Annotated in this window: 22 protein-coding genes; 17 read left to right on the top strand and 5 right to left on the bottom strand. The window is 72.6% G+C overall.

The features are described from left to right. Window positions 1–327 precede the first annotated feature (327 nt). The 3 genes from E9934_RS11060 to E9934_RS11070 are packed head-to-tail and all read left to right on the top strand — an operon-like array spanning window position 328 to window position 3,640. On the top strand, window positions 328–2,358 hold the full coding sequence (locus tag E9934_RS11060; RefSeq protein ID WP_136562950.1) for an acyl-CoA dehydrogenase family protein: 2,031 nt from the start codon (window positions 328–330) through the stop codon (window positions 2,356–2,358). After that, complete coding sequence (locus E9934_RS11065; RefSeq protein ID WP_136562951.1) at window positions 2,355–3,038, top strand: class I SAM-dependent methyltransferase; 684 nt, start codon at window positions 2,355–2,357, stop codon at window positions 3,036–3,038. Before E9934_RS11060 ends, E9934_RS11065 begins: the two co-directional genes overlap by 4 nt. Beyond that, window positions 3,035–3,640 (top strand): TetR/AcrR family transcriptional regulator, encoded by a 606-nt coding sequence (locus E9934_RS11070; RefSeq protein WP_136562952.1) that lies wholly within the window; start codon window positions 3,035–3,037, stop codon window positions 3,638–3,640. The genes E9934_RS11065 and E9934_RS11070 overlap by 4 nt, the downstream gene beginning before the upstream one ends. 20 nt (window positions 3,641–3,660) lie before the next feature. Here E9934_RS11070 and E9934_RS11075 read toward each other — a convergent pair whose 3' ends face one another. Further along, window positions 3,661–4,149, bottom strand: a complete 489-nt coding sequence (locus E9934_RS11075) for an inorganic diphosphatase (protein ID WP_136563065.1) — start codon at window positions 4,147–4,149, stop codon at window positions 3,661–3,663. Window positions 4,150–4,419: 270 nt separating this feature from the next. Between E9934_RS11075 and dacB the strand changes: the two genes are divergently transcribed. After that, a complete protein-coding gene (gene dacB, locus E9934_RS11080) occupies window positions 4,420–5,862 on the top strand; it encodes a D-alanyl-D-alanine carboxypeptidase/D-alanyl-D-alanine endopeptidase (RefSeq protein WP_136562953.1) in 1,443 nt (480 codons plus the stop codon). A 111-nt stretch (window positions 5,863–5,973) separates the two neighbouring features. On the opposite strand, the gene E9934_RS11085 is transcribed toward dacB, so the two are convergent. After that, window positions 5,974–6,579: a hypothetical protein gene (locus E9934_RS11085; protein WP_136562954.1), complete on the bottom strand. Its 606-nt coding sequence runs from the start codon at window positions 6,577–6,579 to the stop codon at window positions 5,974–5,976. Between the two features lie 60 nt (window positions 6,580–6,639). On the opposite strand from E9934_RS11085, the gene E9934_RS11090 reads away from it, so the two are divergent. The 5 genes from E9934_RS11090 (at window position 6,640) to folE (ending at window position 12,342) form a co-directional block, all read left to right on the top strand. Continuing rightward, complete coding sequence (locus E9934_RS11090; RefSeq protein ID WP_238694900.1) at window positions 6,640–7,719, top strand: zinc-dependent metalloprotease; 1,080 nt, start codon at window positions 6,640–6,642, stop codon at window positions 7,717–7,719. A gap of 16 nt (window positions 7,720–7,735) precedes the next feature. Next, window positions 7,736–8,707, top strand: a complete 972-nt coding sequence (gene tilS, locus E9934_RS11095) for a tRNA lysidine(34) synthetase TilS (protein WP_136562955.1) — start codon at window positions 7,736–7,738, stop codon at window positions 8,705–8,707. A gap of 202 nt (window positions 8,708–8,909) precedes the next feature. Continuing rightward, window positions 8,910–9,461 (top strand): hypoxanthine phosphoribosyltransferase, encoded by a 552-nt coding sequence (gene hpt, locus E9934_RS11100; RefSeq protein WP_136562956.1) that lies wholly within the window; start codon window positions 8,910–8,912, stop codon window positions 9,459–9,461. A 174-nt stretch (window positions 9,462–9,635) separates the two neighbouring features. Beyond that, complete coding sequence (gene ftsH / locus E9934_RS11105) at window positions 9,636–11,708, top strand: ATP-dependent zinc metalloprotease FtsH (protein WP_136562957.1); 2,073 nt, start codon at window positions 9,636–9,638, stop codon at window positions 11,706–11,708. Window positions 11,709–11,721: 13 nt separating this feature from the next. Next, on the top strand, window positions 11,722–12,342 hold the full coding sequence (gene folE, locus E9934_RS11110) for a GTP cyclohydrolase I FolE (RefSeq protein ID WP_136562958.1): 621 nt from the start codon (window positions 11,722–11,724) through the stop codon (window positions 12,340–12,342). A gap of 31 nt (window positions 12,343–12,373) precedes the next feature. On the opposite strand, the gene E9934_RS11115 is transcribed toward folE, so the two are convergent. Next, window positions 12,374–13,624, bottom strand: coding sequence for a nucleotide sugar dehydrogenase (locus E9934_RS11115; RefSeq protein WP_136562959.1), 1,251 nt, complete (start codon window positions 13,622–13,624; stop codon window positions 12,374–12,376). 2 nt (window positions 13,625–13,626) lie between these two features. Between E9934_RS11115 and wecB the strand changes: the two genes are divergently transcribed. Continuing rightward, entirely contained in the window at window positions 13,627–14,775 is a 1,149-nt protein-coding gene (gene wecB / locus E9934_RS11120; RefSeq protein WP_238694901.1) for a non-hydrolyzing UDP-N-acetylglucosamine 2-epimerase, read from the top strand. A 21-nt stretch (window positions 14,776–14,796) separates the two neighbouring features. Here wecB and E9934_RS11125 read toward each other — a convergent pair whose 3' ends face one another. Then, window positions 14,797–15,756 carry a class I SAM-dependent methyltransferase gene (locus E9934_RS11125; RefSeq protein ID WP_136562960.1) on the bottom strand — a complete coding sequence of 320 codons (960 nt, stop codon included), beginning with the start codon at window positions 15,754–15,756 and terminating at the stop codon, window positions 14,797–14,799. A gap of 129 nt (window positions 15,757–15,885) precedes the next feature. Between E9934_RS11125 and E9934_RS11130 the strand changes: the two genes are divergently transcribed. The 7 genes from E9934_RS11130 to E9934_RS11160 all read left to right on the top strand — a co-directional run bounded on the left by E9934_RS11130 (window position 15,886) and on the right by E9934_RS11160 (window position 23,515). Next, entirely contained in the window at window positions 15,886–19,596 is a 3,711-nt protein-coding gene (locus E9934_RS11130; RefSeq protein ID WP_136562961.1) for a glycosyltransferase family protein, read from the top strand. Further along, window positions 19,593–20,372, top strand: coding sequence for a DUF6270 domain-containing protein (locus E9934_RS11135; RefSeq protein WP_136562962.1), 780 nt, complete (start codon window positions 19,593–19,595; stop codon window positions 20,370–20,372). The genes E9934_RS11130 and E9934_RS11135 overlap by 4 nt, the downstream gene beginning before the upstream one ends. 33 nt (window positions 20,373–20,405) lie before the next feature. After that, a complete protein-coding gene (folP, locus tag E9934_RS11140; RefSeq protein ID WP_238694902.1) occupies window positions 20,406–21,314 on the top strand; it encodes a dihydropteroate synthase in 909 nt (302 codons plus the stop codon). Continuing rightward, window positions 21,314–21,718 carry a dihydroneopterin aldolase gene (folB, locus tag E9934_RS11145; protein ID WP_136562963.1) on the top strand — a complete coding sequence of 135 codons (405 nt, stop codon included), beginning with the start codon at window positions 21,314–21,316 and terminating at the stop codon, window positions 21,716–21,718. The genes folP and folB overlap by 1 nt, the downstream gene beginning before the upstream one ends. Continuing rightward, window positions 21,715–22,284: a 2-amino-4-hydroxy-6-hydroxymethyldihydropteridine diphosphokinase gene (gene folK, locus E9934_RS11150; protein ID WP_136562964.1), complete on the top strand. Its 570-nt coding sequence runs from the start codon at window positions 21,715–21,717 to the stop codon at window positions 22,282–22,284. The genes folB and folK overlap by 4 nt, the downstream gene beginning before the upstream one ends. Further along, window positions 22,281–22,790 carry a DUF3180 domain-containing protein gene (locus tag E9934_RS11155; RefSeq protein ID WP_238694903.1) on the top strand — a complete coding sequence of 170 codons (510 nt, stop codon included), beginning with the start codon at window positions 22,281–22,283 and terminating at the stop codon, window positions 22,788–22,790. Before folK ends, E9934_RS11155 begins: the two co-directional genes overlap by 4 nt. A gap of 86 nt (window positions 22,791–22,876) precedes the next feature. Then, on the top strand, window positions 22,877–23,515 hold the full coding sequence (locus tag E9934_RS11160; protein WP_238694904.1) for a hypothetical protein: 639 nt from the start codon (window positions 22,877–22,879) through the stop codon (window positions 23,513–23,515). Window positions 23,516–23,558: 43 nt separating this feature from the next. Here the strand turns inward: E9934_RS11160 and E9934_RS11165 are convergent, their stop codons facing one another. Beyond that, window positions 23,559–25,715, bottom strand: coding sequence for an acyltransferase family protein (locus E9934_RS11165; protein ID WP_158294984.1), 2,157 nt, complete (start codon window positions 25,713–25,715; stop codon window positions 23,559–23,561). Window positions 25,716–25,846 lie beyond the last annotated feature (131 nt).

Consider the following 25,846-nt stretch of genomic DNA (forward strand, 5'->3'; position numbering starts at 1 on the left):
GCCCGCGCCGGACTGTTGTTGGTGGGTCGGCGCCTGCGGCGCCTCCCGGTCTCCGACCGGTGGGTCGGCGCCTGCGGCGCCTCCCGGGGCGCCCCCCGGCGGCGCAGAGCGGGGCCCCCGCCCTCGGCCACCCGCCCGCGCGGCTGACCCTGCTGCCAGCCGAGGGCACCCCGATGCGCCGGCGGGGGTCGCCCCGTCCGGCACCGCAGGCGCCGCCCGGCTTGGTCGCCCGTCCGGCACCGCAGGCACCGCCCCGCTTGGTCGCCCGTCCGGCACCGCAGGCGCGGACCGCTGACTCCACGATGGGTCACCCACTAGGTTCTGGGCATGGCCGACACCGACCCGACCACGGCGCCCGACCCGACCGGTCCGCCCGCACTCTCCGTCGACGTCCCGACGCTGACGGCGATCCTCGACGGGCCCCACGCGGAGGTCCGGCGCATGGTGCGCGAGCTGTTGCCGACGTACGCCGGGGTGCTCGAGGACGCCGAGACCATGGACCGCGACGCCTTCCGGGAGCGGGTCAAGGACGTGGTGCTCGAGATCGCGGACAGCGGGGCGGCGGCGATGGGCTTCCCGCAGGAGTACGGCGGAGGGGGCGACATCGGCGCCTCGATCGCCGCCTTCGAGACGCTCGCGCTCGGTGACCTGTCGGTGCTGGTGAAGGTCGGCGTCCAGTTCGGCCTGTTCGGCGGCGCGATCCTGCAGCTGGGCACGCAGCGCCACCACGACGCCTACCTGAGCGACATCGTCTCCGGACGGCTGCTCGGCTGCTTCGCGATGACGGAGACCGGTCACGGCAGCAACGTGCAGGCCCTCGGCACGACCGCGACCTACGACGCGGCGACGGCCGAGTTCGTCATCACGACGCCGACGGAGGCGGCCGGCAAGGACTACATCGGCAACGCGGCCCGGCACGGGCGGACCGCCGTGGTGTTCGCGCAGCTCGAGGTGGCGGGGGAGCAGCACGGGGTGCACGCCCTCGTCGTCCCGATCCGCGGCGACGACGGCCAGCCCCTGCCCGGCGTCCGGATCGAGGACGACGGGCCCAAGATGGGCCTCAACGGGGTCGACAACGGCCGGATCTGGTTCGACCCCGCCGGCACGGTGCGGGTGCCGCGGGAGAACCTGCTCAACCGCTTCGCCGACGTCACCGAGGACGGCGTCTACACCAGCGAGATCGAGAGCTCCGGGCGTCGCTTCTTCACGATGCTCGGCACGCTCGTCCAGGGCCGGGTGTCGGTGGGCGCCGCGGGTGTCAGCGCGGCCAAGGTCGCGCTGACGATCGCGGTCCGCTACGGCCTGCAGCGCCGGCAGTTCGAGACCGGCACCGGCGAGGAGGGAGAGGAGCAGCTGCTCCTCGACTACGGCCTGCACCAGCGGCGACTGCTGCCCCGCCTGGCGCGGACCTATGCGATGCACAGCGCGCAGCAGGTCCTGGCCGCCCACCTGCACGACGTGTTCTCGGGCGTCACCACCGACGAGGAGTCGCGGCGACTGCTCGAGTCGCGGGCAGCGGGCACGAAGGCGCTGTCGACGTGGCTGGCGACCGACGTGATCCAGGAGTGTCGCGAGGCCTGCGGCGGCGCCGGCTATCTCTCGGTCAACCGCTTCGCCGCCCTCAAGGCCGACACCGACGTCTTCACCACCTTCGAGGGTGACAACCACGTCCTGCTGCAGCTGGTCGGCAAGGGGCTGCTGACCGACTACGCCAGCGACTTCTCCGACCTCGACCAGCTCGGCATGGTGCGCTTCGTCGCGGGCCTCGCCGTCGAGACGGTGGTCGAGCGGACCCGCGTGCACAAGCTGTTCGAGCAGATCCGCGACGCCCTGCCCGGTGGCGGCGACTCGTGGGACACCGACAGTGGGCTGCTCGACCCGTCGTACCACGTGGCGATGTATCGCTTCCGCGAGGAGCACCTCATCGCCGGCGTCGCCCGTCGCCTCAAGCGCGGGGTCGACGCCGACATGAACCCCGGCGAGGTGTTCTCCCGCGTCCAGGACCATGTCATCGCCGCTGCGCGTGCCCACGTCGAGCGCCTCGTGCTGGAGGCGTTCGTCGACCAGGTGGCGGCTGCCCAGCAGGACCCGGCGGTCGACGAGGACACCCGGCTGGCGCTCAATGCCCTGTGCGACCTGCACGCGCTGTCCGGGATCGAGGCCGACCGCGCCTGGTTCATGGAGCACGGCCGCCTGACCACGCAGCGCGCCAAGGCGATCACCCGGGAGGTCGGCGACCTGTGTCGCCGGATCCGGCCGATCGCCGGTGATCTCGTCGATGCCTTCGCCGTGCCCACCGAGCTGCTGCGCGCGCCCGCCCTGATCACCCCTGAGACCGGCCCGGAGATCGTCGCATGATCCGCGCCGCACTCAGCAAGGTCCCCGGCCTCGGCGGCTGGTCCGAGGATCCGTTGTGGGCCAGCTTCTATGACTGGACGGTCGAGCATCCGCGGGCCGGTGGCGTGATCTGGCGTCTCGGGATGAACAGCGAGCTGGCGAAGCTCTATCGGGCCGCCGAGGAGATCGGCCGGCAGCCCGCCGGCAGCCGCATCCTCGACATCCCGAGCGGTGGCGGCGTCGCGCTCCGTGGCCTGACGCCCGGCCAGGGCGTGGAGTACGTCGCCGCCGACATCGCGCAGACGATGCTCGACCGGACCATGGACGCCGCGCGCGAGCGGGGCGTGGACGACCAGGTCGAGCCGCGGATCGCCGACGTCGGCGCGCTGCCGTTCGCCGACGGCGAGTTCGACCTTGTGGTCAGCTTCACCGGACTCCACTGCTTCCCCGACCCGGCTCGTGCGGTGATCGAGATGGCGCGGGTGCTCCGGCCCGGTGGCGTGATCACCGGCAGCGCACTCCTCAATGACACCGGCCTGCGCTATGCCCCGATCCGCGGCGTCGGCCGCACCGCCGGGCTGCTCGGTCCCGGGTGCACGGGCCACGACCTCGAGGCCTGGCTCGCCGGCCAGGGCATCCACGACGTCGTCCTCGAGCGCAGCGGCGCCGTCGGCTACTTCCGCGGCGTCAAGCGGACATGACCCGCCCGGCGGGCGCACGCAGGGTCGGGCGCGACGAACAGGCCGCGGAGCGTCGTACGGCGGTCTTCGCCGCGCTGCGCGACCTGCTGCTCGAGCGACCCTGGGGCGAGGTCACCCTGGAGGCCGTCGCCCAGGACGCCGGCGTGAGCCGCCAGACGCTCTACAACACCTTCGGCTCCCGTGTCGGCCTCGCCGACGCCTACACCCGCCACCTCGCCGACGCGCTGTGTGACGTGATCGCCGACGAGGTGGAGCGTCATCCCGGCGACCTGCGGGCGGGCCTGACCGCCGGCCTGGGCCTCTACCTCGAGCTGGCCGCCGGCGACCCGCTCGTCGGCCGGGTCCGCGGCGGCGAGGCCCACCACGACCTGATGCGGCTGGTGACCACCGACGCCGTCCCGCTCCTGCGCCACGTCGAGGAGCGGATCGAGGCCTTCCTCCGCCCGGCCTGGTCGGATCTCCCGGAGGGTCGGGTGCCGGTCCTGGCGGCGCTGCTGGCTCGGATGGCGCTCAGCTACGTCGTCACCCCGCCCGAGGACGACGAGAGCCCGGCCGCCGTGGCAGCCGGGCTCGTGTCGTTGCTCGTGCCGGAGGGTGCCTGAGGGACCTTCGGCAGTGCGGCTCAGTGGCCGGTGGTCTTGAACCGCTCGAAGGACGCGGCGATCTCGGCCTCGGCCTCGGTGCGGCCGACCCAGTCGGCGCCCTCGACGGACTTGCCGGGCTCGAGGTCCTTGTAGACCTCGAAGAAGTGCTGGATCTCGAGCCGGTCGAAGTTCGGCACGTGGTTGATGTCGCGCAGGTGCTCCATGCGCGGGTCGCCGGAGGGGACGCAGAGGACCTTGTCGTCGCCGCCGGCCTCGTCGGTCATCCGGAACATGCCGATCGCGCGGCACTTGATCAGGATGCCGGGGAACGTCGGCTCCTGCAGCAGGACGAGAGCGTCCAGCGGGTCGCCGTCCTGGCCGAGGGTGTCCTCGATGTAGCCGTAGTCGGCGGGATACATCGTCGAGGTGAAGAGGAAGCGGTCCAGGCGCATCCGACCCGTCTCGTGGTCGACCTCGTACTTGTTGCGGCTCCCCTTGGGGATCTCCACGAGGACGTCGAACTCCAGCACTGGCTTCCTCCAACACACGTCAATCGCGCCCTGATCATCACGGGCGCCGGGCCGGCCCGGGCGCTGCGGGTCAGCCCCGGAGCTGGCCCCACGCCAAAGGTCGCGGCCATTGTCCCGCACAATGACCCCGAACGCGCAGTCGGGGAGACTGCATGGACGGCCGACCCCTTCTGAACGGCGGGGCCAGTGGGTGAGGAGACACGGATTCCGGTGGGCGAGCGGGAGCGCGTAGGGCGTGCGCGGGGGCGGTCGAAGGTCGTCGCCGCAGTGCTCGCGGGCGCCCTCCTGATGCTCGTGGTCGCCGGGGGTGTCGCCTGGCGGACCGGCTGGGCGGACGACTGGTGGGACCGGATCAGCGGCGACGACCCGGCCGCCACGGCCGATCCCGCAGCGGTCGCGGCCCCTCCGGGGCTCGACCTGCCGGCCGTCGTACGCCCGGCGGTGGGGGCGCAGCCGGCCGACGGACGCTCCGGACTGAGCCCGGCCGCGCTCGAGCAGGCGCTCGTCGCGCTGAGCGACCCCGACCTCGGCGGCCACGTGCTCGCCGCCGTGGGCCCGCTGGACGGGACCGGCCTCGCCTACACGGCCGCCGAGGGCACGGCCACCGCCATCCCGGCCTCGACGACGAAGGTCGTCACCGCCACCGTCGCGCTCTTCCTGCTCGGCCCGGACCACACGTTCGACACCACCACCGTCCTCGACACGGCCGGCGGCGGCACGCCTCGGCTCGTGCTCGTCGGCGGCGGCGACCCGCTCCTCGCCCGCGCGCCCGCGGCGGCGGGCGACGGGGACGCCGGCAGTGCCACGATCCAGCCCCCGCGCGCCGACGTGCGGACCCTCGCTCGCCGGACGGCCAGGGCGCTGCGCGCCGACGGGGTCACCGAGGTCCGCCTCGGCTACGACGACACGCTGTTCTCCGGTCCCGCGGTCAACCCGACCTGGGAGTCCGACTACATCTCGACCGACGTCGTCTCGCCGATCTCCGCGTTGTGGGTCGACCAGGGACGCGAGGCGGACAGCTTCGAGCGGGTCGCCGACCCGTCGGCGACAGCCGCCCGCGTTTTCCGGTCCGCGCTCGCGAAGGCGGGGATCGCGGTCGTCGGGGCGCCGACGGTCGTGGCGGCGCCGGCGCGGGCGTCGGAGGTGGCCCGCGTCTCCAGCGCGCCGCTGTCCCAGATCGTGCAGCGTCTGCTCGAGGTCAGCGACAACGAGGCCTCCGAGGTGCTGCTGCGCCACATCGGCATCGCCGACCAGGGCGCCGGCACCTTCGTGGCCGGCCAGGCCGCCGTCGAGCGGGTCCTGGCCGCCAACGGGATCCCGATGGGTGGCTCCGTGCTCTACGACGGCAGCGGGTTGTCGCGCGCCAACCGCCTCGCGCCCTCGGTGCTGGTCGACGTACTCAGGCTGGCCGCCTCCGACGACCACCCCGGTCTGCGGGCGGTCCTCACCGGCCTGCCGGTGGCCGGGTTCACCGGCTCCCTGGCCGAGCGGATGGACGAGGGTCCGGCCGCCGGGCCCGGCCGGGTGCGCGCCAAGACCGGCACGCTCTCCAACGTGAGCTCGCTCGCCGGCATCGCCCTCGACCGCGATGGCCACCTGATGGCCTTCGCGCTGATGGCCGACCGGATCAGGGACCCGAAGGAGACCCTGGCCCGCACCGCCATGGACAACGCGGCCTCCAGCCTCGGCGCCTGCTCTTGCGGCCGCTGACCCCGAAGTGTGGGGGTTTCTCACCCGAGGTGCGCCGGTTTCTCGCCCGAGGTTCGTGAGTTTCTCCGTCGAGGTGCGCCGGTTTCTCCCGTACGACGCCCGGCCGGCGCCCTACTGGCCGAACACCTCGGGCTCGCACGGCTCGAGCCGGGCGAGCTGCTTCTCGGAGAGCAGCGGCTGGTCGGGGTTGTTGACGGCCCGCTTCCGTACGGCGGCCTCGGGGAGCCGCTTCTCCGCGCACGCCAGGATCTCCGCCCACTGGGCATCGCTGAGGTCGTAGCGCTTCTCGCCCTGCTGCTCGGCGAGCGTGGTCAGCACGAGGCGGGTCGTGCGCAACCAGTAGTCCACGATGCCGACACAGTCAGAGATCGCGGCGGCGTTGGCCGTCTTCACCGAGGTGGACGTGGTGTCCTCGGGGAGGGTGGCCTTGGTGAGGTCGTTGTCGAGGATGCCCTCGTCGACCAGGGTGTCGACCCCGAGCTCGTCGACCAGGCTGGTGGCCATGCACTCGACCTCGCCGTCTTCCAGGATCGGGTCCTGGCCGTTGCCGGGGTCGGTGTCCTCGGCGAGGGCGGTGGAGAGCGCCTCGATCGCGGTCGCACGGTCGTCGGTCTCCGGGTCGCCGTCGTCCTCGCTGCAGGAGGTGAGCGCCAGCAGGGCCAGCGGGACGGCGGCGACCGCGAGGCGGGGCGACGAGGTCGTGAAGGGGCGGCGCATGGCCTCAAGATAGGCGACGTCGGGCCCGGCGGGATGGAGCGAACCTCTACGCTGGCGTTCATGCCCGCCACGCCCGCCTCGACCTCCGACGGCCTGCCCGCGGCCGCCGACCTGCCCCCGATGATCGACTGGGACTTCGCGGTCTCGTTGGGCTCGCGGATCGCCGGCGAGGGGCCCACGGTGACGCGGGCCGAGGCCGACGACGCGGTGGCTGAGCTGCGCGCCGGTGCGGGCCGCTCCACGGGGTTGGTCCGGGAGTTCACCGGTCTCGACGCCCCCGACGGCACCGCGCCGATCCTGGTGGTGGACCGACCCGGGTGGGTGCAGGCCAACGCCGAGGGCTTCGAGGTCGCGACGCGGCCGATGATCGAGAAGCTGGTCGCGTCGAAGCCTCCGTCGGGCCTGAGCCTCAGGGTCGGCTCGAAGATCACCGGCGCCGAGGTCGGCGGCCTGCTCGGCTTCCTCGCCGGCAAGGTGCTCGGCCAGTTCGACCCGTTCCACGCGCCGCACGGGCGGCTGCTGCTGGTTGCGCCCAATATCGTCCACGTCGAGCGTGAGCTCGACGTCGACCCCACCGACTTCCGGCTCTGGGTCTGCCTGCACGAGGAGACCCACCGCGTGCAGTTCACGGCGGTGCCGTGGATGCGCGACCACCTCTTCTCCGAGATCCGCGCGATCAGCGATGCCGTCGAGCCCACGACGTTCGTCGACGGGGGCCTCGAGCGGCTGACCGAGGCGATCCGGTCCGGGCGCAAGGGCGGCAGCCTGGTCGAGATGTTCAGCACCCCCGAGCAGCGCGAGATCCTCGACCGGGTGACCGGGATGATGTCGCTGCTGGAGGGGCACGCCGATGTCGTCATGGACGACGTGGGCCCGAGCGTGATCCCGTCCGTCGACCAGATCCGCCGCAGGTTCACCCAGCGGCGCCAGGGTGTCGGCACCCTCGACCGCCTCCTGCGCCGACTGCTGGGCCTGGAGGCCAAGATGGCGCAGTACCGCGACGGCGCGAAGTTCGTGCGCTCCGTCGTCGACAAGGTCGGCATGGAGGAGTTCAACGCCGTCTGGGCGGCACCGGAGCACCTGCCCTCCAAGGCCGAGCTCAGCGACCCCAACGGCTGGGTCACCCGCGTCCTCGGCTGAGCCGGCCGGTCAACCGATGGGCCTCCATCCCGCGATCGCCGCCGTCCGTCTCGGCGTACGACGGACGTTGGCCACGCTCGAGCCAGGCTCCACGGTGCTGGTGGCCTGCTCCGGCGGCGCCGACTCGCTGGCGCTCCTGAGCGCGGCGGTGTTCGAGGCCCGACGCCGCGAGGTGCGGGTCGTGGGAGCGACGGTCGACCACGGCCTGCAGGAGGGCTCGGCCGACCACGCCGCCCGTGTCATCGGGCAGATGGCGGCGCTCGGCGCCCACGAGACCGCGTCGGCCCGGGTCCACGTCGACGCCGGGGGCCTTGGCCCCGAAGCGGCGGCCCGCCGGGCGCGCTACGACGTGCTCGAGCAGATGCGCGCCCACTTCGGTGCCGCCGTCGTCCTGCTCGGCCACACCCGCGACGACCAGGCCGAGACCGTGCTGCTGGGGCTGACCCGCGGCTCGGGTGGGCGCAGCCTCGCCGGGATGCGCCGGTCCTCCGAGCACTACAGCCGCCCCTTGCTCGACGTGGCTCGCGCCGACACCGTCGCTGCCTGCCTCGCCGAGGGGATCGACTTCTGGGACGACCCCCACAACAGCGACCCCGGCTTCACCCGGGTCCGCGTCCGCCAGCGGGTGCTCCCCGTGCTCGAGGACGAGCTCGGCCCCGGGGTCGCCGCGGCCCTCGCCCGCACCGCCGACCAGGTCCGCGCCGACGTCGAGGCGCTCGACGCTCTCGCCGACCAGGCCTGGTCCGCCCTCCGCGACCCCGACGGCCTCCCGCTGCGTCCCCTCCACGACCACCACGAGGCCGTCGCCTCCCGCGTCCTGCGGCTGGCCGCCCTGGACGCCGGTGCCACCGACGCCGAGCTGTTCCACGTCCACGTCCGCGCCCTGGTCGACCTGGCCGCCGGCGACGTCAACGGCGAGATCCAGCTGCCGGGCCACGTCACGGCGTACCGCTCCGAGGGGCGGCTCCGCTTCCGCCCCACTCCCTGACCCACGAAGTGGGACATCTCGTGGCGCGAGGTGGGACTTCTTGCGCATCGAGATGGGCCGGCTGGTGGGCGCTGTCGCCGACCGCGCGGAGTCCCACCTCGGCCCCCGCGCTGTCCCACTTCGCGGCGCCACCTCTCCCACTTCGCGGCGCGAGATGTCCCACTTCGCGGGGGCCGGGAGAGGGTGTGGCAGGCTGACGCCCATGCACGCGAGCGACGTTGCGGACGACCTGGTCGAGGTGCTCTTCACCGAGGCGCAGATCCAGGCCCGGTTGGCGGAGATGGCAGCGGAGATCGACCGCGACTACGAGGGCAAGGACCTCGTCCTCGTCGGAGTCCTGCGCGGTGCGGTGATGGTGATGGCCGACCTGTCCCGGGCGCTGACCCAGCACCTCGAGATGGACTGGATGGCGGTGTCGTCCTACGGCTCGGGCACCAAGTCCTCCGGCGTGGTGCGGATCCTCAAGGACCTCGACGCCGACATCGCCGGGCGCCACGTCCTCATCGTCGACGAGATCATCGACACCGGCCTCACCCTGTCGTGGCTGACGTCCAACCTCGGCTCGCGCGGCCCGGCGAGCGTCGAGATCGCCACCCTGCTCCGCAAGCCGGAGGCGCTGCAGATGCCGATCACGCCGAAGTACGTCGGGTGGGACATCCCCAACGAGTTCGTCGTCGGCTACGGCCTGGACTACCGCGAGCGCTACCGCAACCTGCGCGACATCGGCACCCTCTCGCCGAAGATCTACAGCTAGGTCGCAGGTCCGGGAGCCGATCATGGAACCCGGGGCGTCGGCCGTGCGTTGTCCCCTCGGGTCGTTCCAACGGCTCCGGTGGAGGCGCTCACCATGGACCAGCCAGAATAGGGCCAGGCGCGGCGTGTACCGTCGTGTGATTCGGTGACGGTGAGATGGGGAGCGGGTAAGTCTGTGAAGCGCGTTTTCAGGGGGCCTTGGCTCTGGATCGTGGTGGCGGTGGTCACCGTTGTCCTGGCCCTCGAGTTCCTTGCTCCGGGGGGCGGCTACGACGAGGTCCCCACCTCCAAGCTGGCGTCCTACATCGATGAGGGCAAGGTCAAGGAGATCACCTTCATCGACGGCGACCAGGCCATCGAGGCGACCCTCGACAAGGGCACCCGCGACCAGGGCGACAAGGTCATGGCCTACTACGTCCTGGGCCAGCAGGAGGGGATCATCGCCGCCGTCGACGAGCAGGTCGACAAGGGCACGATCGCCGAGTCCAACTCCAAGAACCCGAAGCCCAGCCTGCTCGGCTCCATCCTCGGCACGCTGCTGCCGTTCGCGCTGATCATCCTGCTGTTCATCTTCTTGATGAACAACGTCCAGGGCGGCGGCCGGGGCGTCATGCAGTTCGGCAAGTCCAAGGCGAAGATGATCACCAAGGACATGCCCAAGACGACCTTCGCCGACGTCGCCGGCTGCGACGAGGCGATCGAGGAGCTCGGGGAGATCAAGGAGTTCCTCTCCGAGCCCGCCAAGTTCCAGGCCGTCGGCGCCAAGATCCCCAAGGGCGTCCTGCTCTACGGCCCTCCCGGCACCGGCAAGACCCTGCTCGCGCGCGCCGTCGCCGGCGAGGCAGGGGTGCCGTTCTACTCGATCTCCGGCTCCGACTTCGTCGAGATGTTCGTCGGTGTCGGTGCCTCCCGGGTGCGCGACCTGTTCGAGCAGGCCAAGGAGAACGCACCCGCGATCGTCTTCATCGACGAGATCGACGCCGTCGGTCGCCACCGCGGCGCCGGCATGGGCGGCGGTCACGACGAGCGTGAGCAGACCCTCAACCAGCTGCTCGTCGAGATGGACGGCTTCGACGTCCGCGGCGGCGTCATCCTGATCGCCGCGACCAACCGCCCCGACGTGCTCGACCCGGCCCTGCTGCGTCCCGGTCGCTTCGACCGCCAGATCCAGGTCGACGCCCCCGACCTCTCGGGCCGCAAGCGCATCCTCGACGTCCACTCGCGCGGCAAGCCGCTGGCCGACGACGTCGAGCTCGTCAGCGTCGCGCGGCGCACCCCCGGCTTCTCCGGTGCCGACCTCGCCAACGTGCTCAACGAGGCCGCCCTGCTGACGGCGCGCAACAACCTGAAGCTGATCACGGCCGAGACCCTCGACGAGGCGATCGACCGCGTCATCGCGGGCCCGCAGCGTCGTACCCGCCTGATGACGGAGAAGGAGAAGCTGATCACCGCCTACCACGAGGGCGGCCATGCCCTCGTCGCGGCGGCGCTGCCGGGCACCGACCCGGTCCACAAGATCACGATCCTGCCGCGCGGGCGGGCGCTGGGCTACACGATGGTGCTGCCCGACGAGGACAAGTACTCCCAGACCCGCAGCGAGATGCTCGACAAGCTCGCCTACATGCTGGGCGGCCGGGCCGCGGAGGAGCTGATCTTCCACGACCCGACGACCGGCGCCGGCAACGACATCGAGAAGGCGACGTCGCTGGCCCGTGCGATGGTCACGCAATACGGCATGACCGACCGCCTGGGAGCGATCAAGCTCGGCGACTCCAACTCCGAACCCTTCCTCGGCCGCGACATGGGCCACCAGCGCAACTACTCCGAGGACGTCGCCGCGATCATCGACGAGGAGACGAAGAACTTCCTCGCCACAGCGCACCAGGAGGCCTTCGACATCCTCGTCGAGAACCGTGACGTCCTCGACGCGCTGGTCCTCGCGCTGCTCGACCGGGAGACGCTGGACAAGGAGGAGGTCGCGGAGATCTTCACCGCGCTGCGACTGCGGCCGAAGCGTCCGGCCTGGACCGGCTCGCCCGACCGGATCCCGTCCGACATCCCGCCGGTGGAGATCCCCGAGGAGATCCGCCGTCGCGCCGAGCAGAACGGTCAGCCCGTCGCCGTCCCCGACCACGGCGACGGCGGCCAGATCCTGACCCCGCCCGGCCCCGGCGGCGACGTCCTGGGTGGATCGCCCGTCGTGCCGCCGACCGACCCGCAGCCACCCGCCCCGCCCGCCGGGACCTGACAGGACGCGAGCCATGCCCGACCCGATCTCGCTCCCCGACCGGGGGGCGTCCGACGCACCCGAGTTCGACCACGGCCGGGCCGAGGCCGCCGTCCGCGAGCTCCTCGCCGCGATCGGCGAGGACCCGGAGCGTGAGGGCCTGCGGGACACGCCGGCCCGTGTGGCCCGTGCCTACGCCGAGCTCACCGCCGGGCTGCGGATGCGACCGGAGGACGTCCTCACCACGACGTTCGACCTCGGCCACGACGAGATGGTGCTGGTCCGTGACATCGAGCTGTGGTCGATGTGCGAGCACCACCTGGTGCCGTTCACCGGCGTCGCCCATGTCGGCTACATCCCGGCGGAGTCCGGCAAGATCACGGGCCTGTCCAAGCTGGCCCGCCTCGTCGACGTCTATGCCAAGCGCCCGCAGGTCCAGGAGCGGCTGACGACCCAGGTCGCCGACTCGCTCGTGGAGATCCTCGAGGCCCGCGGCGTGATCGTCGTGATCGAGGCCGAGCACCTGTGCATGACGATGCGCGGCGTCCGCAAGGCCGGTGCCCGCACGATCACCTCGGCGGTGCGAGGCAGCTTCCTCACCGACCAGGCGACCCGCGCCGAGGCGATGGCGCTGATCCACAGCCCCCGCGGCTGAGGACCGGCCCGGCGGACTGCTCGGGGAGGGCTCAGAGCCGCTCGGTGCCGTCCGAGGTGGCGCCGCGCAGGTCGAAGAAGCGCCCGGACGCCGCCACCAGGGCGGGTACGTCGAACGCGTCGTGGACCTGCACCAGGACGGTGAGGTCGGCGGCTCCGGCGGCGGCAGCGACGTCGGTCACGGCCTGCGTGCCCTCGACCCGCCAGTGGTCGACGAAGGGGTCGAAGTACTGCACCCGGGCGCCGAGCCGCAGCAGCTGCTCGGCGAGCGGCCGGGCGGGGGTCTCGCGCTGGTCGGCGATGTTGGGCTTGTAGGTGACGCCGAGGAGCAGCACGGTGGAGCCCTTGACCGCCTTGCCCTCCTCGTTGAGAAGCGACTGGATCCGCTGCACGACGTAGCGCGGCATCGAGGAGTTGATCTCCTGCGCCAGCTCGACGAAGCGGAACGGGTAGCCGAGCTTCTCCTGGACCCGGTGGGACAGGTAGTTGGGGTCGATCGGGATGCAGTGGCCGCCGACGCCCGGCCCCGGCCAGAAGGCCTGGAAGCCGAACGGCTTGGTGCTCGCCAGCCCGACGACGTCCCAGAAGTCGATGCCGAGCTCGTGGCTGAAGCGCACCATCTCGTTGACGAGGGCGATGTTGACGTGGCGGTAGGTGTTCTCCAGCAGCTTGGCCATCTCGGCCTCGCGGGTGCCCTTCGCGACGACCACCTCCTCGACCAGCTGTCCGTAGAAGGCCGCGGCCCGCTCGGTGCATGCCGGTGTCGAGCCGCCGACGATCTTCGGGGTGTTCTCGACGGTGAAGGTCTGGTTGCCGGGGTCGACCCGCTCGGGCGAGAAGGCCAGCGCGAAGTCCTCGCCCGCACGCAGACCGGAGGCCTCCTCGAGCAGCGGCTTCACGAGCTCCTCGGTCGTGCCGGGATAGGTGGTCGACTCGAGCACGACCAGGGTGCCTGCCGTCAGCCGCCGTCCGATCACGGTCATGGCCGAGCGGACCATCGACAGGTCGGGGCCGCCGTCCTCGGAGAGGGGGGTCGGGACGCACACGACCACAGTGTCGGCGTCGGCGATCACGGCGTCGTCCGTGGTGGCGGTGAAGCCGAGGGCGACCATCTCGGCCACCTCGGCATCCGAGATGTCGTCGACGTGCGAGCGGCCGTCGTTGAGCTGGGCGACGACCCCCGCGGAGGTGTCGAGACCGATGGCCGACACGCCGCGCCGGGTCGCCAGCTGGGCCAGGGGGAGGCCGACATAGCCGAGCCCGACGACGACTAGGGTGGACATGGATGCACTCCCGGATGCTCGTGTTCTGGACCGATGCCAGCCCGGCTGACAACGCAGAGGAAACAATGCCACCCCTCGTACTTCACATCACCGGCGCCCGGCCGAATTTCCCGAAGGCCGCGCCGGTCATGGACGCGCTGGCGGCGCGCGGAATGCGGCAGCTGCTGGTCCACACCGGCCAGCACTACGACGACAACATGTCGGCCGTCTTCTTCCGTGAGCTCGGCCTGCCCCATCCCGACGTCAACCTCGGCGTCGGCTCGGGATCGCACGCCGCCCAGACCGCCGCCATGATGACGGCGCTGGAGGAGGTCATGCTCGCCGAGCGTCCCGACCTCGTCATGGTCTACGGCGACGTCAACTCGACGCTCGCCGCGAGCCTGGTCGCCGCGAAGCTCGGCATCGCCATCGCCCACGTCGAGGCCGGCCTGCGCAGCTTCGACTGGACGATGCCCGAGGAGATCAACCGCGTCGTCACCGACCGGCTGTGCGACCTGCTGCTGGCGACCAGCGCGGACGCCATCGCACACCTCGCGTCCGAGGGCGTCGCGGCCGACCGGATCCACCTGGTCGGCAACCCGATGATCGACACCCTGCTGCGCCAGCTCCCCCACCTCGACGCCCGCGCCAAGGCCGACGAGCTCGGGCTGCCGGAGCACTACGGCGTCGTGACGCTGCACCGGCCCGGCAACGTCGACGACCCCGCCGCCCTGGCCCCCCTCGTGGCCGCGCTGCGCGATGTGGCCGACGAGCTCGACCTCGTGCTCCCCGTGCACCCCCGCGGCCGCGCCCGGCTCGAGGCGTCGGGTCTCTTCGAGCACCCGCGCGTCACCGCGACGGACCCGCTGGGCTACCGCGACTTCCTCGGACTGGTGCGCGGCAGTGCCGCCGTCATCACCGACTCCGGCGGCGTGCAGGAGGAGACGACCGTGCTCGGCGTCCCCTGCCTGACCCTGCGTCCCAACACCGAGCGGCCCGTCACCATCACCCACGGCACCAACCGGCTGGTGACGCCCGAGTCGCTGCTGGCCGCCTATCGCGAGGCCGTCGCCGCGCGCGCGGAGCGGGAGGGCGCCGTACCTCCGCTATGGGACGGCCGCGCGGGGGAGCGGATCGCGGACGTCACCGTGGGGTTCCTCGCGGCCCGCTGAGCGGATCGGTGGCCGCCCGGCTCAGCCGCGGCGGAAGACCGTCGCGCCCTTCTCCAGCCGGAGGTCGGTCCGCTCGAGGTCCGGGTGGCGGTCGTGCCACAACTGCGCGACCTCCTGCTCGTCGGTGCGGATCATGTCGTCGAGGACGATGCTGCAACGCCTGGCGAGGCGGTCCTCGAGCAGCGGGAGGGCGGGGAAGCGCGCGTGCTCGCCGACCGCGGTCGGCGGACCGTCGACGAACAGCAGGCCGATGTCCTCGAGGCCGGCGAGAGCCGTGGCGTCGTACCAGGTCCACTCGCGGTCGCCGACGGTGACCGGACCCAGCGGAGCGTCGCGGACCTCGGCGTGGTCGGCCACGCCGTGTCGGGCGAGCGTGACGCGGGTCTTCGCCGCGAACTCCCTGTCGTGGTCGAGCGCCACGATGCGCGTCGGGATGCCGTGCTGACGGGCGGCGAGGGCGAGCCACAGGGTCGAGACCCCGCTGCCGCACTCGACGACGAGGGCGGGCCGGCGCTCGATGAATTCGTCCAGCAGCGCGCCCACCAGATCGGCCGAGGCTGCCCAGCCGCCCATGGTCGGGACCTGGGCCGTCGTCGGGATGGAGGTGAAGAGCCGCACGGTCTCCTGGATCTGGCCCAGCATCGCGCGATTGCCCAGGACGCGCGCGTCCCGGTCGACGCGCTGGGCCTGGCGAACGCCGGCGACCGCCTTGCGGGTCTGGGCGAGACGACGATCGGCGCGGTCGAGCATCCGACGCTGGCGGCCGAGGCGGGTGTGGGCGCGGTCGACCTGTCGGTCGATCCGGTTGATGCGCCCGATTAGGTGGACGAGCAGGCAGAGGTTGGCGGCCACGCCGAGTGCGACGAGGGCCAGGCCCACGGCGAGCGCCCGGTCGTCGGAGCCGGCGATCACGACGGCCAGGAGGGCTGCGGTGATGGCGAGGGCGACGAGCGGCGCCCAGCGACCACGGAGTGACGACACGGTGAGGCTCTCTTTCCGGCGGTCGTGCGTGCGGCGAGGGACGCAGTGGCGGCACCGCACCGAGACCCGTGGCGTGCCACCCTACACTTCGGCGGGGGTGCCGATCGGACGGGAAGGGAGCCCACCGAGATGACTGCTGGTTCGGGTGAGCGACGGGACGGAGTCGACCCCGATGCAGGTGACGGACGGGGCCTCGAGTGGGAGCTCCGCAACGCCCGGCAGGCCTATGAACGGGTCCGCAGGGAGGCGATTCGCTTCCAGGACGAGCGGGACCAGGCTCGCGACAAGGCAGCCCACCTGACCGAGCGGCTGCGCGACCGCAACGCCAACCTGGCCAAGGCGAAGAAGCGCCGTGATGAGCTCAAGCTCGAGGTGGCCGCCCTCGAGGACCGTCTCCGTGACCTGGAGGACAGCCGGGCCTTCCGCCTCCAGTCCCGGGCGCGCGGAGTACGCCGCCGCCTGTCGGGCTCCCGGGCCGCCGCCCTGTCCCAGGCCGCCGCGGTCGGTGCACCCGACGAGCAGGCCGGTGGCAACGGCGTCCCGTCCGCGCCGGAGTGGGCACGACCCGTCACGTTCGGTTCGTGGCGCGGCCACGATCCCGACGTCCTGCGCGCCCGGGCCGATGCGGCCGCTGCAGCGGGGACGCGGCTGGGTGAGGCAGTGGCGAGCGGCGAGCGGCTGCGGGTCGCCGCGATCGTCGACGACTTCACCCGTCACTCGCTGGACCCCGAGTGCGAGCTGCTCAACCTGACCCCGGCGAGCTGGCAGGAGGAGCTCGACCGCTTCCAGCCCCACCTCCTCTTCGTCGAGTCGGCATGGCGCGGCCACGACGGGGCCTGGCACAACACCGTCCCGCAGCTGGTGCCCGAGCTGCAGGGGATCTTCGCCTGGTGCCGCGAGCACGGCGTGCCGACGGTCTTCTGGAACAAGGAGGACCCGGTCCACTTCGAGCGGTTCCTCCCGGTGGCGGCCGAGGCCGACGTCGTGTTCACCTCCGACATCGACCGGGTGGCCGAGTACCGGCTGCGCCTGGGCCACGATCGCGCGCACCTGCTGCCCTTCGCCGCCCAGCCGCATGTCCACAACCCCGTGGAGATCGGTGTTCGCCGTGAGGCGCTCGCCTTCGCCGGCGCCTACTACCCGGCCTACACCGACCGGATGCGCGACCTCCGGTCCCTGGTCTCGGCGGCGGCGGCGACCATGCCTGTGGAGATCTTCGACCGCAATTACGGCACCACCGTGCCGACCGCCCAGTTCCCCGAGGAGTACCAGCGTCACATCGTCGGCACGCTGCAGCCCGAGGAGATCGACGTCGCCTACAAGGGCTACCGGTTCGGCCTCAACCTGAACTCGGTGAAGTCCTCACGCAGCATGTTCGCCCGGCGGGTCTACGAGCTGCTCGCGTCCAACACCGTCACCGTGTCGAACCACTCGCGAGCGATCAAGCTGTTCTTCGGGGATCTCGTGCCGATGTCCGACTCGGAGAGCCTGATGCGGTCGACGCTCGCCGAGCTGGTCGCCGACCCCGACACCACCGACCGGCTGCGTGCCCTGGGGCTGCGCAAGGTGCTGCGCGAGCACACCTACGCCCACCGGCTGGCCGCGGTCGTCGCGACCGTGACCGGTGAGCCCCTCGTGCTGACTCGCCCGAAGGTCGCGGTCGCGGTCGTGGGAGACGACCGCGACGTCGTACGCCGGAGCGCGGGCCTCGCCGCTGCCCAGCGGGAGGTCGACGTCGAGGTCGTGGTCGTCACGGCCGCCGCCGACGTGACCGACTGGGCCGCCGGGGCAGGGCTGCGCACGGTGGAGCCCGCGCGACTCGACGGGATGACGCTGGGCCAGCTGGCCGGCCCCGAGGCTGCCGGGGTCGCGCTCTTCCACGGCGATGACTGGTACGGCGACCACTACCTCCGCGACCTCGCCGACGCGCGGACGTACGGCGACGCCGACGTCGTGGGCAAGGACCGCCGCTTCCGCGCCGACGGGAGTGAGGCAGCGGTCGAGGAGACGGGCTCCTCCTACGTCCCGGTCACCGGTCTGCGACTGCGCCGGGGACTCGTCGCGGCAGCGGCCGCCGCCCGGATGCCGGCCGCTGACCTGCTGGCGGACCGGCCGGTCGACACGTCCTTCGACCAATTCGCCGTCCACCGCTTCGACTACTGCGAGGCCGGCGTCGGCAATCCGTCGGCGGCGACCTGCGGCTCGTGGCTGCCCATCGACCAGGGGCTGGATCTCTCCGAGATCACCGCGGTCGCAGAGGGCGTCGAGGTCGACCGCTCGCTGGAGCCGTCGTTGGTCGTGCTGCCGGCGGAACTCCAGCCGGTCCCGGGCGCCGGTCAGGGCGAGGCCCCCGTCACGATCAACAACGCACGGGACTGGATGACGATCACCTCGCAGCTGGGCGAGGAGGAGTCGTCGTGGCTGGTCGGCTCGCGACCGCTCGAGATCAGCGAGGTGTGGCCCGACCGCGTGGCCCGCCTGGGCTTCCGCGCCGAGGGCGACGGTGACGTGGCGCTGGTGCTGCGGTTCAGGGCGTGCTCGGGGGAGAGCCTCGGGGCGACCGTCCACGGCCCGGGGGCCAACCACGTCGTGCCCGTCCCGGAGGGCGCCGTCTCCGCGACGATCGGCTGGCGCGTGACCGGCCCGGGCCGCGCGACGGTGTCGCCGGTGCACCTGACGTCCTGGCCCTTCGACGCCCCTGACGGGCTGATGCGGGGCGACACCCTGCTGGTCACCAACCAGTACCCCTCCTACGGCGACCTCTACCGCAACGCCTTCGTCCACGCGCGCGTCCGCCGCTACCAGCGGGCTGGTCTCACCGTCGACGTCTTCCGGCACCGGTCCGGGAAGCCCGTGCTCCACACCGAGTTCGAGGGCGTCGACGTGATGCGGGGAGACACCGATCGGCTGGCCTCGCTCCTGTCCTCCGGGAGCCATCGCCGGATCCTCGTGCACGCCCTGGACGAGGACATGTGGAGCGTCATCCGCAGCGTGGGCCCCGAGATCCCGGTGCTGGTGTGGGTGCACGGCTCGGAGATCCAGCCGCTGTCGCGCCGGATGTCCAACTACCCCGGTGAGGTCCCCGAGCGCGCCGCGGCCACCAGCGCCCGCCGGGTCGCGTTCTGGCAGCGCGTCCTCGACGAGGCCGGGCCGCACGTCCACTTCGTCTTCCCCTCCCACTACCTGGCCGAGACGGTGCAGGAGGACCTGCAGCGGACGTTGGCCGAGGAGCGCTTCACGGTCCTGCCCAACCCGATCGACACCGACGTCTTCCGCCATCGCGAGAAGGCGCCGGACCAGCGTCACCGCATCCTGTCAATCCGGCCCTACACGACGCGGATCTATGCCAACGACCTCGCGGTCGCCGCCGTCCTCGACCTGGTCGACGAGCCGTGGTTCGACGAGCTCGCCTTCCACTTCGTCGGGGACGGTCCGCTCTTCGACGAGACGCTGGCTCCACTGCGCGACCTGCCCAACGTGACGATCGAGCGTCGCTACCTCGAGCAGGCCGAGATCGCGGCCCTGCACGCCGACCACGGGGTGATGCTGATCCCGAGCCGGTCCGACACCCACGGCGTCACCCGCGACGAGGCGATGGCCTCCGGCTTGGTCCCGATCGTCAGCGCCGTCGCGGCGGTGCCGGAGTTCGTCAGCGAGACCGAGGGCTTCCTGGCGCCTCCCGAGGACCACCGCGCGCTGGCGCGGGCGATCGCAGAGCTCCATGCCGATCCCGACGACTTCCAGCGCCGTTCCGCGGCCGCCGCGGCGCGCGTGCGCCGGCAGGCCGGGATCGAGGTCACCCTGGCGCAGGAGCTCGCCCTGATCCGAGAGGGCCGATGAGAGTCGCGATCCTCGGCAGCTGCGTCTCGCGCGACGCCTTCGGCATCCACGAGGACGTGCTGGGCAAGCCACACCGCTACTTCGCGCGCAGCGGCCTCGCCAGCGCCCTGTGCCCGACACCGGTCCACGGGCTGGACCTCTCGGCCATCACGTCGGCCTTCCAGCGCTCGGTCGTGGCGATGGACCTGGAGAAGGCCTTCGTCCCGTGGCTGGAGACCGCTGACTTCGACCTGCTGGTCCTCGACTGCATCGACGAGCGGTTCGCCCTCCTCCGCGAGCCGGGTGGCGCACTGGTGACGCGATCCAGCGAGTTCGCCGCGGCCGGCGTCGACATCTCCGGGTGGGAGGTCGTCCGGCCCAACAGCGAGCAGTTCTTCGATCTGTGGGAGGAGGCCTGGGGCCGCTTCGTGGAGGTCCTCGACGCCACCGGGACCCGTGACCGCGTCCGGATCAACCGCGTCCGCTGGGCGACCGCCTTCGACGGGCCCGGCGCGGAGTTCCCCGCCTTCTACGGCCCCCAACGGATCCGGCGCTCCAACGAGTTCCTCGAGCGCGCCTACGCCCGGATGGCGCAGGACCTGACGCCCGAGCAGTTCTGGACCTACGACGACCACGAGCTCCTCGCCACCACCGAGCACCAGTGGGGGCCGGCGCCCTTCCATTACACGCCGGCCTTCTACCGCCGCTTCGTGCACCACCTGACCGGCATCGAGCTCCCCTCCCCGCGGCGGTCGCTGCGCCAGCGCTGGGTCGACCGGCGCGGGCCCGGGCGCTGAATCGACGCGGGCCCGGGCGATAGCCTCAGCCGCATGAGTGCGGTGCCGCTGGTGATGGGGGTCGTCAACGTCACCCCCGACTCCTTCTCCGACGGCGGCCGCTTCCTCGACCCGTCCGTCGCCATCGCGCACGCTCGCCAGCTCCTGGCCGCCGGCGCCGACATCCTCGATGTCGGCGGAGAGTCCACCCGGCCCGGTGCGACCAGGCCGCTGCTCGCCGACGAGCTCGACCGGGTGCTCCCGGTCATCGAGGCGCTCGCCGACGACGGCGCCACGGTGTCCGTCGACACCATGCGTGCCGAGGTCGCCGAGCAGGCGGTCGCGGCCGGCGCGCGGATCGTCAACGACGTGTCCGGTGGTCTGGCCGACCCTGCGATCCTCGACGTCGTCGCGCGCACCGGTGTCACCTACGTCGCCATGCACTGGCGTGCCCACAGCGACCGCATGCAGCAGCTGACGTCGTACGACGAGCAGGGCGGCGTCGTCGCCGCGGTCCGCTCCGAGCTCGCCGACCGGGTGGCGGCGATCCGGGCGGCGGGCGTGGCCGACGAGCAGCTGGTCCTCGATCCGGGCCTGGGCTTCGCCAAGCTGCCGCACCACAACTGGGAGCTGCTGCGCCGGCTCGACGTCCTGGCCGATCTCGGCTTCCCGCTGCTGGTCGGCGCCAGCCGCAAGACGTTCCTCGGCCGGCTGCTGGCCGAGGGTGACCCCGCTGCCGGCGGGGGCGACGGGTCGCCACCGCGGCCCGTCGACCAGCGCGAGGCCGCGGGCGTGGCGCTCAGCGCCCTCCTCGCGGCCGGTCTGGGCGGCGCGCCCGTCTGGTGCCTGCGCGTCCACGATGTGCGCGCCCATCGCGATGCGCTGGCCGTTGCGGCACAGTGGGGGAGCGACGGCGCCGATCGGGCGGTGCCGGTCGAGCACGGAAGCCGAGGTGACGCGTGATGGTCGACGAGCTGAGCATCACCGGCGTCGAGTGCTTCGCCCACCACGGCGTGTTCGACCACGAGCGACGTGACGGCCAGGTCTTCGTCATCGACCTGGTCCTCGGCGTCGACACCCGAGCCGCGGCCGCCTCCGACGACCTCGCCGACACGGCCGACTACGGCACGCTGGTCGACAGCGTGAAGGCGGCGGTCGAGCGCGACCCGGTCGACCTCATCGAGACCCTCGCCCAGCGGATCGCGGATGTCGTTCTGTTGGAGGGTCGTGTTGAATGGACCCGCGTGACCGTTCACAAGCCGGATGCGCCGATCCAGGCGACGTTCGCCGACGTACAGCTCACCATCACCCGCCGCCGCGAGGCGTCGGCCGGCGAGCGAACCGGAAAGGCAGAGGGCCCAGCATGACCGAGACCCCGAACCCGAACATCATCGACGCTGACACGCTCACCGGCGAGATGCGTCCGATCCGCCGGGTGGTGTTCGGCCTGGGATCCAACCTGGGGGAGCGCTTCGCCAACCTGCAGGGTGCCGTCGACGCGCTCGCCGACACCCCCAACGTGTGGGTCACCGGCGTCTCGCCGGTCTATGAGACCGATCCGGTCGACTGCCCCGACGACGCGCAGCCGTTCCTCAACGCGGTCGTGCTCGCCGACACCACGCTCTCCGCGCACCGTCTGATCGACCGCGCCCTGGCCATCGAGGACGCCTTCGACCGGATGCGCAGCAAGGTCAAGAACGCTCCGCGCACCCTCGACGTCGACCTGATCACCGTCGGCGACCGACGCAGTGACAAGCCCGAGCTCCGGCTGCCGCACCCGCGCGCCCACGAGCGCGCCTTCGTGCTGCAGCCGTGGGCCGACCTCGAGCCGGACGCCGAGTTCCCCGGCCTGGGGCCGATCGCCGACCTGCTCGCCAAGGCCGGCGCCGACGGTGTCACCCGCCGCGACGACCTGGAGCTCGGGTTCGAGTGAGCCGCGAGGTTCCGGCGGACCCTGATCCGGATCCGCAGGAGCCCGCCCGGGGGGCCCTGGAGCCCACCCCGCCGCTCTCGTTGCTGGGCTGGGCCGTCGTCGGCCTGGTCGTCGGCTGGGCGGTCCGTCCGCTCTGCGAGCGCCTGGACGTCGTCCCGCCTCTCGTGACGCCGGCCCAACCGCTCGCACTGGTGCTGCTGGCGGCGATGATCGGCTACGTCGCCTGGGCGACCCACCGCGCCGTGCACGTACGACGCGAGCGGCTCCAGTCGCACCAGGCGGTCAACCGGCTGGTGCTGGCCCGCGCCTGCGCGCTGGCCGGCTCGCTGGTCGCCGGCGCCTATCTCGGCTATGCCCTGAGCTGGATCGGGCACCCCGCGGAGCAGGCCGACGTCCGGATGATCCGCTCGTTCCTCGCCGCCGGGGCTGCTGCTGTCGCCGCCGGGCTGGCCCTGCTGCTCGAGCGGGCGTGTCGCACACCGGGCTCCGAGGACGGCGCAGGCTGATCCGGGACCGGCTCGTGGGACGGATGTGACGGGTGTGACGAGCGTGTCGTCCGCGTGGCAGCCCGCCCGAGGCCTACCGTGACGTCATGACGTCCCCAGTCGGCAGTTCCACGCCCCGCTCCTCCAGCCCTGCTGGCAGTGGCGCGGCCGGTAGTCGTCGCCGTCAGCGCTCCACCCGCGTGGTGGTCGCTGTCGTCCTGCTCGTGCTCGCCGCTGCCGTCGTGGCCGCGACCGCTGCCTCGGGCTCCGTGCTGCTCATCACCGGCGCCGCGGCCCTCGCCGTCGTGCTGGGTGCCGCCGCGACCCGCATCACCCACACCGAGCTCATCGACTCGCGCACCGCCGCCGCCCGCGACCGGGCGGAGCAGGCGCGCGCCTACGCAGACCTGACCGCGACCCGCACCGCCGAGAACGTCGAGTTCGCCTCCGACATGACCGGCCAGGTCGCCCGTCGCGACGCGACGATCTCCCGCCTCGAGAAGCGCCTGACGGAGGCCGCGGGCGAGCTCGCCCAGGCCCGCCGCGACCTCGGCGACGCCCGCGACCGGGCCGAGCGCACCGAGGCCGATCTCGCCACCACCCGCCGCAGCCTCGCCGCCGCCGACGAGCGGGCCACCCAGGCCGTCGTCCGGGTCGCCGAGCTGGAGCACGAGATCGACGTCCTGCGCGCCGAGTGGCAGGCCGCCGCGACCGCCCAGGAGGGCACCCGCCGCCGCGCGGTGTGACCCGGGTCTGAGCGTCGCCCCCGCGGTCTCGCCGAAGGACCGGTCAGGGCAGCTGCCCCACGGGCTCGTCCCTCCGCACGCCCACGCGCGGCAGGACGTCCTCGAGCACGGGCGAGAGGTAGTAGGCGAAGGCCGTGCTGATGTGGTGCGCGTCGCGATAGACCTGCAGCCCGCGCGCGATCAGCGGACACCGTCCGTCCACGCAGAACCACGGTTCGGTGTCCACGACCTCGACGCCCGCCAGCCCGGCCAGCGCCGCGTGCGCGGCCTCGCGCCGGTCCCGCGCCGGCGGTGCATAGACGCTCGTGCGCACGCATGCGGGCACGTCGTCGCGGTGCAGCGCCAGGCAGTCGGGGGCGCTCAGGTCGGCGAAGGTCCGGGGTGTGTCGCCCAGCACGACCACCTCGTCCGCGGCCGCCTGCAGCCGCCGCACCGTCTGCACCCAGGCGGCGGCCCACTCGGTGGCGCCGCCCTCCTTGCCGTGGCCCAGGAGCGGCGCGGCGTCGGCGCCGGTCACGATGACCAGGTCCGGGGCGATCTCCTCGATCTCACGGAGTACGACGCCCCGCCAGGTGCGGCACTCGACGTACTCCCCGGCGTGCTGGGTGGTCCCGATCCGCACCGCGGCGGGCGTGCAGGCCACCTTCGTCCGGTTGAGGAGGTGCCAGCCGCGGGACACGGCGAGCGAGCGCAGCGGCGGGAACCACTGCGCCGCGTGGGAGGCGCCGAGGAGCACGACGGTCGGGCCGTCGGGGTTGCCGTAGCCGCACTCGCCCGGCGGCTCGACGTCCGCGTAGTCGAGGTTGCAGCCGTCGCCGTAGGTGGCGGGCCCGTCGAGGGCGATCCGCTCGAGTGCGGGGAGGACGTCGTCGGGCACGCGTTGCGTCTGCAGCCCGGCGAGCAGCTCGGCGCGCAGCGTGGCGAGGTCGCCGACCCGCGGGACCGTCGAGGCGTCGACCGGGGTCGACGTGGCCGGCGCGGTGAGAGCGGTGAGACCGAGGACGACGGCCAGCGCGGTCGCGGACAGGGCGGCGCCCGCCGCGATGCCGCGGCGGGCTCGAGCCCGCAGGAAGGCCGAGGTCCGTGCCGGGTGCTCGACCCACCGGTAGGTCACGTGGGCGAGGGGCAGGGCGGCGGCGAGGAGCAGCAGGCCCAGGCCGAGTGAGGGCGGGCGGTCGAGAGCGAGCGGTCCGAGCACCAGCAGCGGCCAGTGCCACAGATAGAGGCTGTAGGAGATCCGCCCGAGATGGAGCAGGGGGGCGATCGACAGGACGCGTGCCACCGGGCCGGACGAGAGCGTCGTGCCCGCGACGATGACGAGCACGGAGCCGGCCACCGGCACCGCGATCGCCCAGGCGGGGAAGGTCGTCCACGCGCCGTACGCCGCGACCGTGCCGGCGACGGCCCCGGCGCCGAGCCAGCCGGCGCCGGCGGCGACGCGGGGCGAGAGCGAGCGCCAGGTCGGCAGCAGGAGGGCCACCAGGCATCCCGCCGCCAGCTCCCACGCGCGGGTGTGGCTCGCGTAGTGGGCGGTCGGCGCCGAGCTGGTCGCGACCACCACCGACATGACGTACGACGCCACCAGGATCACCAGCCCGACGGCGATCGCGCCGTGCCGGGCCCGGGTGGGGCGGCGACGGGCGAGGAGCAGCACCGCGAGCAGCGCGAGCGGCCAGCCGACGTAGAAGTGCTCCTCGACCGACAGCGACCAGAAGTGCTGGAAGGGAGAGGGCAGCGCCTCGGCCGCGACGTATCCGGTCTCCTCGCGGATGAACCGGTAGTTGGCGACGAACGCGAGCACGGACAGGGCGTCGTCGAGCGCCGAGGAGAGCCGGGTGACGGGATACCAGAGCCAGCAGGCCAGCGCGGTTGCCGCGACCACGACGGTCGCGGCGGGCAGGATCCGGCGGGCCCGGTGGGCCACGAAGGTCGGGAGCGAGATCGTCCGCGAGCGGTGCAGCTCCTCCAGCAGCACGGCGGTGATCACGAAGCCCGACACCACGAAGAACAGGTCGATCCCGACCGCCCCGCCGGCCGCACCCGGGAGCCCGACGTGGGCGAGCAGGATGATCGCGACCGCGACGCCACGGATGCCCTGGACGTCGGCACGGTGGCCGATGCCGATCCACCGCTCCTCGGGGGCGGCCGGGGGCGCGGGCGTGGTGGTCTCGCCGCCCCTCCGATCCGACCTGTCCCCCACGGCGGAGCATGCTGCCACCCGTCGCCTCGGAGCGCCGAGCCCGTGTGACCTGTCCCACGGGTGGCGACCCTTTTCGGCACTCGGCCCACAGGCGTACCGTTGACATCGGTCCGGAGCCTTCCGGACCGGAA

Source organism: Nocardioides caeni (genome assembly GCF_004912195.1).
Classification (GTDB): Bacteria; Actinomycetota; Actinomycetes; order Propionibacteriales; family Nocardioidaceae; genus Nocardioides; species Nocardioides caeni.

What these genes read in the sequence shown, in the direction of transcription:
- tilS (WP_136562955.1), top strand. Translation starts at nt 7,736, where the DNA reads ATGGGCCTCCATCCCGCGATCGCCGCCGTCCGTCTCGGCGTACGACGG.
- folP (WP_238694902.1), top strand. Translation starts at nt 20,406, where the DNA reads ATGAGTGCGGTGCCGCTGGTGATGGGGGTCGTCAACGTCACCCCCGAC.
- E9934_RS11070 (WP_136562952.1), top strand. Translation starts at nt 3,035, where the DNA reads ATGACCCGCCCGGCGGGCGCACGCAGGGTCGGGCGCGACGAACAGGCC.
- E9934_RS11090 (WP_238694900.1), top strand. Translation starts at nt 6,640, where the DNA reads ATGCCCGCCACGCCCGCCTCGACCTCCGACGGCCTGCCCGCGGCCGCC.
- E9934_RS11160 (WP_238694904.1), top strand. Translation starts at nt 22,877, where the DNA reads ATGACGTCCCCAGTCGGCAGTTCCACGCCCCGCTCCTCCAGCCCTGCT.
- E9934_RS11135 (WP_136562962.1), top strand. Translation starts at nt 19,593, where the DNA reads ATGAGAGTCGCGATCCTCGGCAGCTGCGTCTCGCGCGACGCCTTCGGC.
- E9934_RS11085 (WP_136562954.1), bottom strand. Translation starts at nt 6,579, where the DNA reads ATGCGCCGCCCCTTCACGACCTCGTCGCCCCGCCTCGCGGTCGCCGCC.
- hpt (WP_136562956.1), top strand. Translation starts at nt 8,910, where the DNA reads ATGCACGCGAGCGACGTTGCGGACGACCTGGTCGAGGTGCTCTTCACC.
- folB (WP_136562963.1), top strand. Translation starts at nt 21,314, where the DNA reads ATGGTCGACGAGCTGAGCATCACCGGCGTCGAGTGCTTCGCCCACCAC.
- E9934_RS11065 (WP_136562951.1), top strand. Translation starts at nt 2,355, where the DNA reads ATGATCCGCGCCGCACTCAGCAAGGTCCCCGGCCTCGGCGGCTGGTCC.
- E9934_RS11130 (WP_136562961.1), top strand. Translation starts at nt 15,886, where the DNA reads ATGACTGCTGGTTCGGGTGAGCGACGGGACGGAGTCGACCCCGATGCA.
- E9934_RS11115 (WP_136562959.1), bottom strand. Translation starts at nt 13,624, where the DNA reads ATGTCCACCCTAGTCGTCGTCGGGCTCGGCTATGTCGGCCTCCCCCTG.
- folK (WP_136562964.1), top strand. Translation starts at nt 21,715, where the DNA reads ATGACCGAGACCCCGAACCCGAACATCATCGACGCTGACACGCTCACC.
- wecB (WP_238694901.1), top strand. Translation starts at nt 13,627, where the DNA reads ATGCACTCCCGGATGCTCGTGTTCTGGACCGATGCCAGCCCGGCTGAC.
- folE (WP_136562958.1), top strand. Translation starts at nt 11,722, where the DNA reads ATGCCCGACCCGATCTCGCTCCCCGACCGGGGGGCGTCCGACGCACCC.
- E9934_RS11060 (WP_136562950.1), top strand. Translation starts at nt 328, where the DNA reads ATGGCCGACACCGACCCGACCACGGCGCCCGACCCGACCGGTCCGCCC.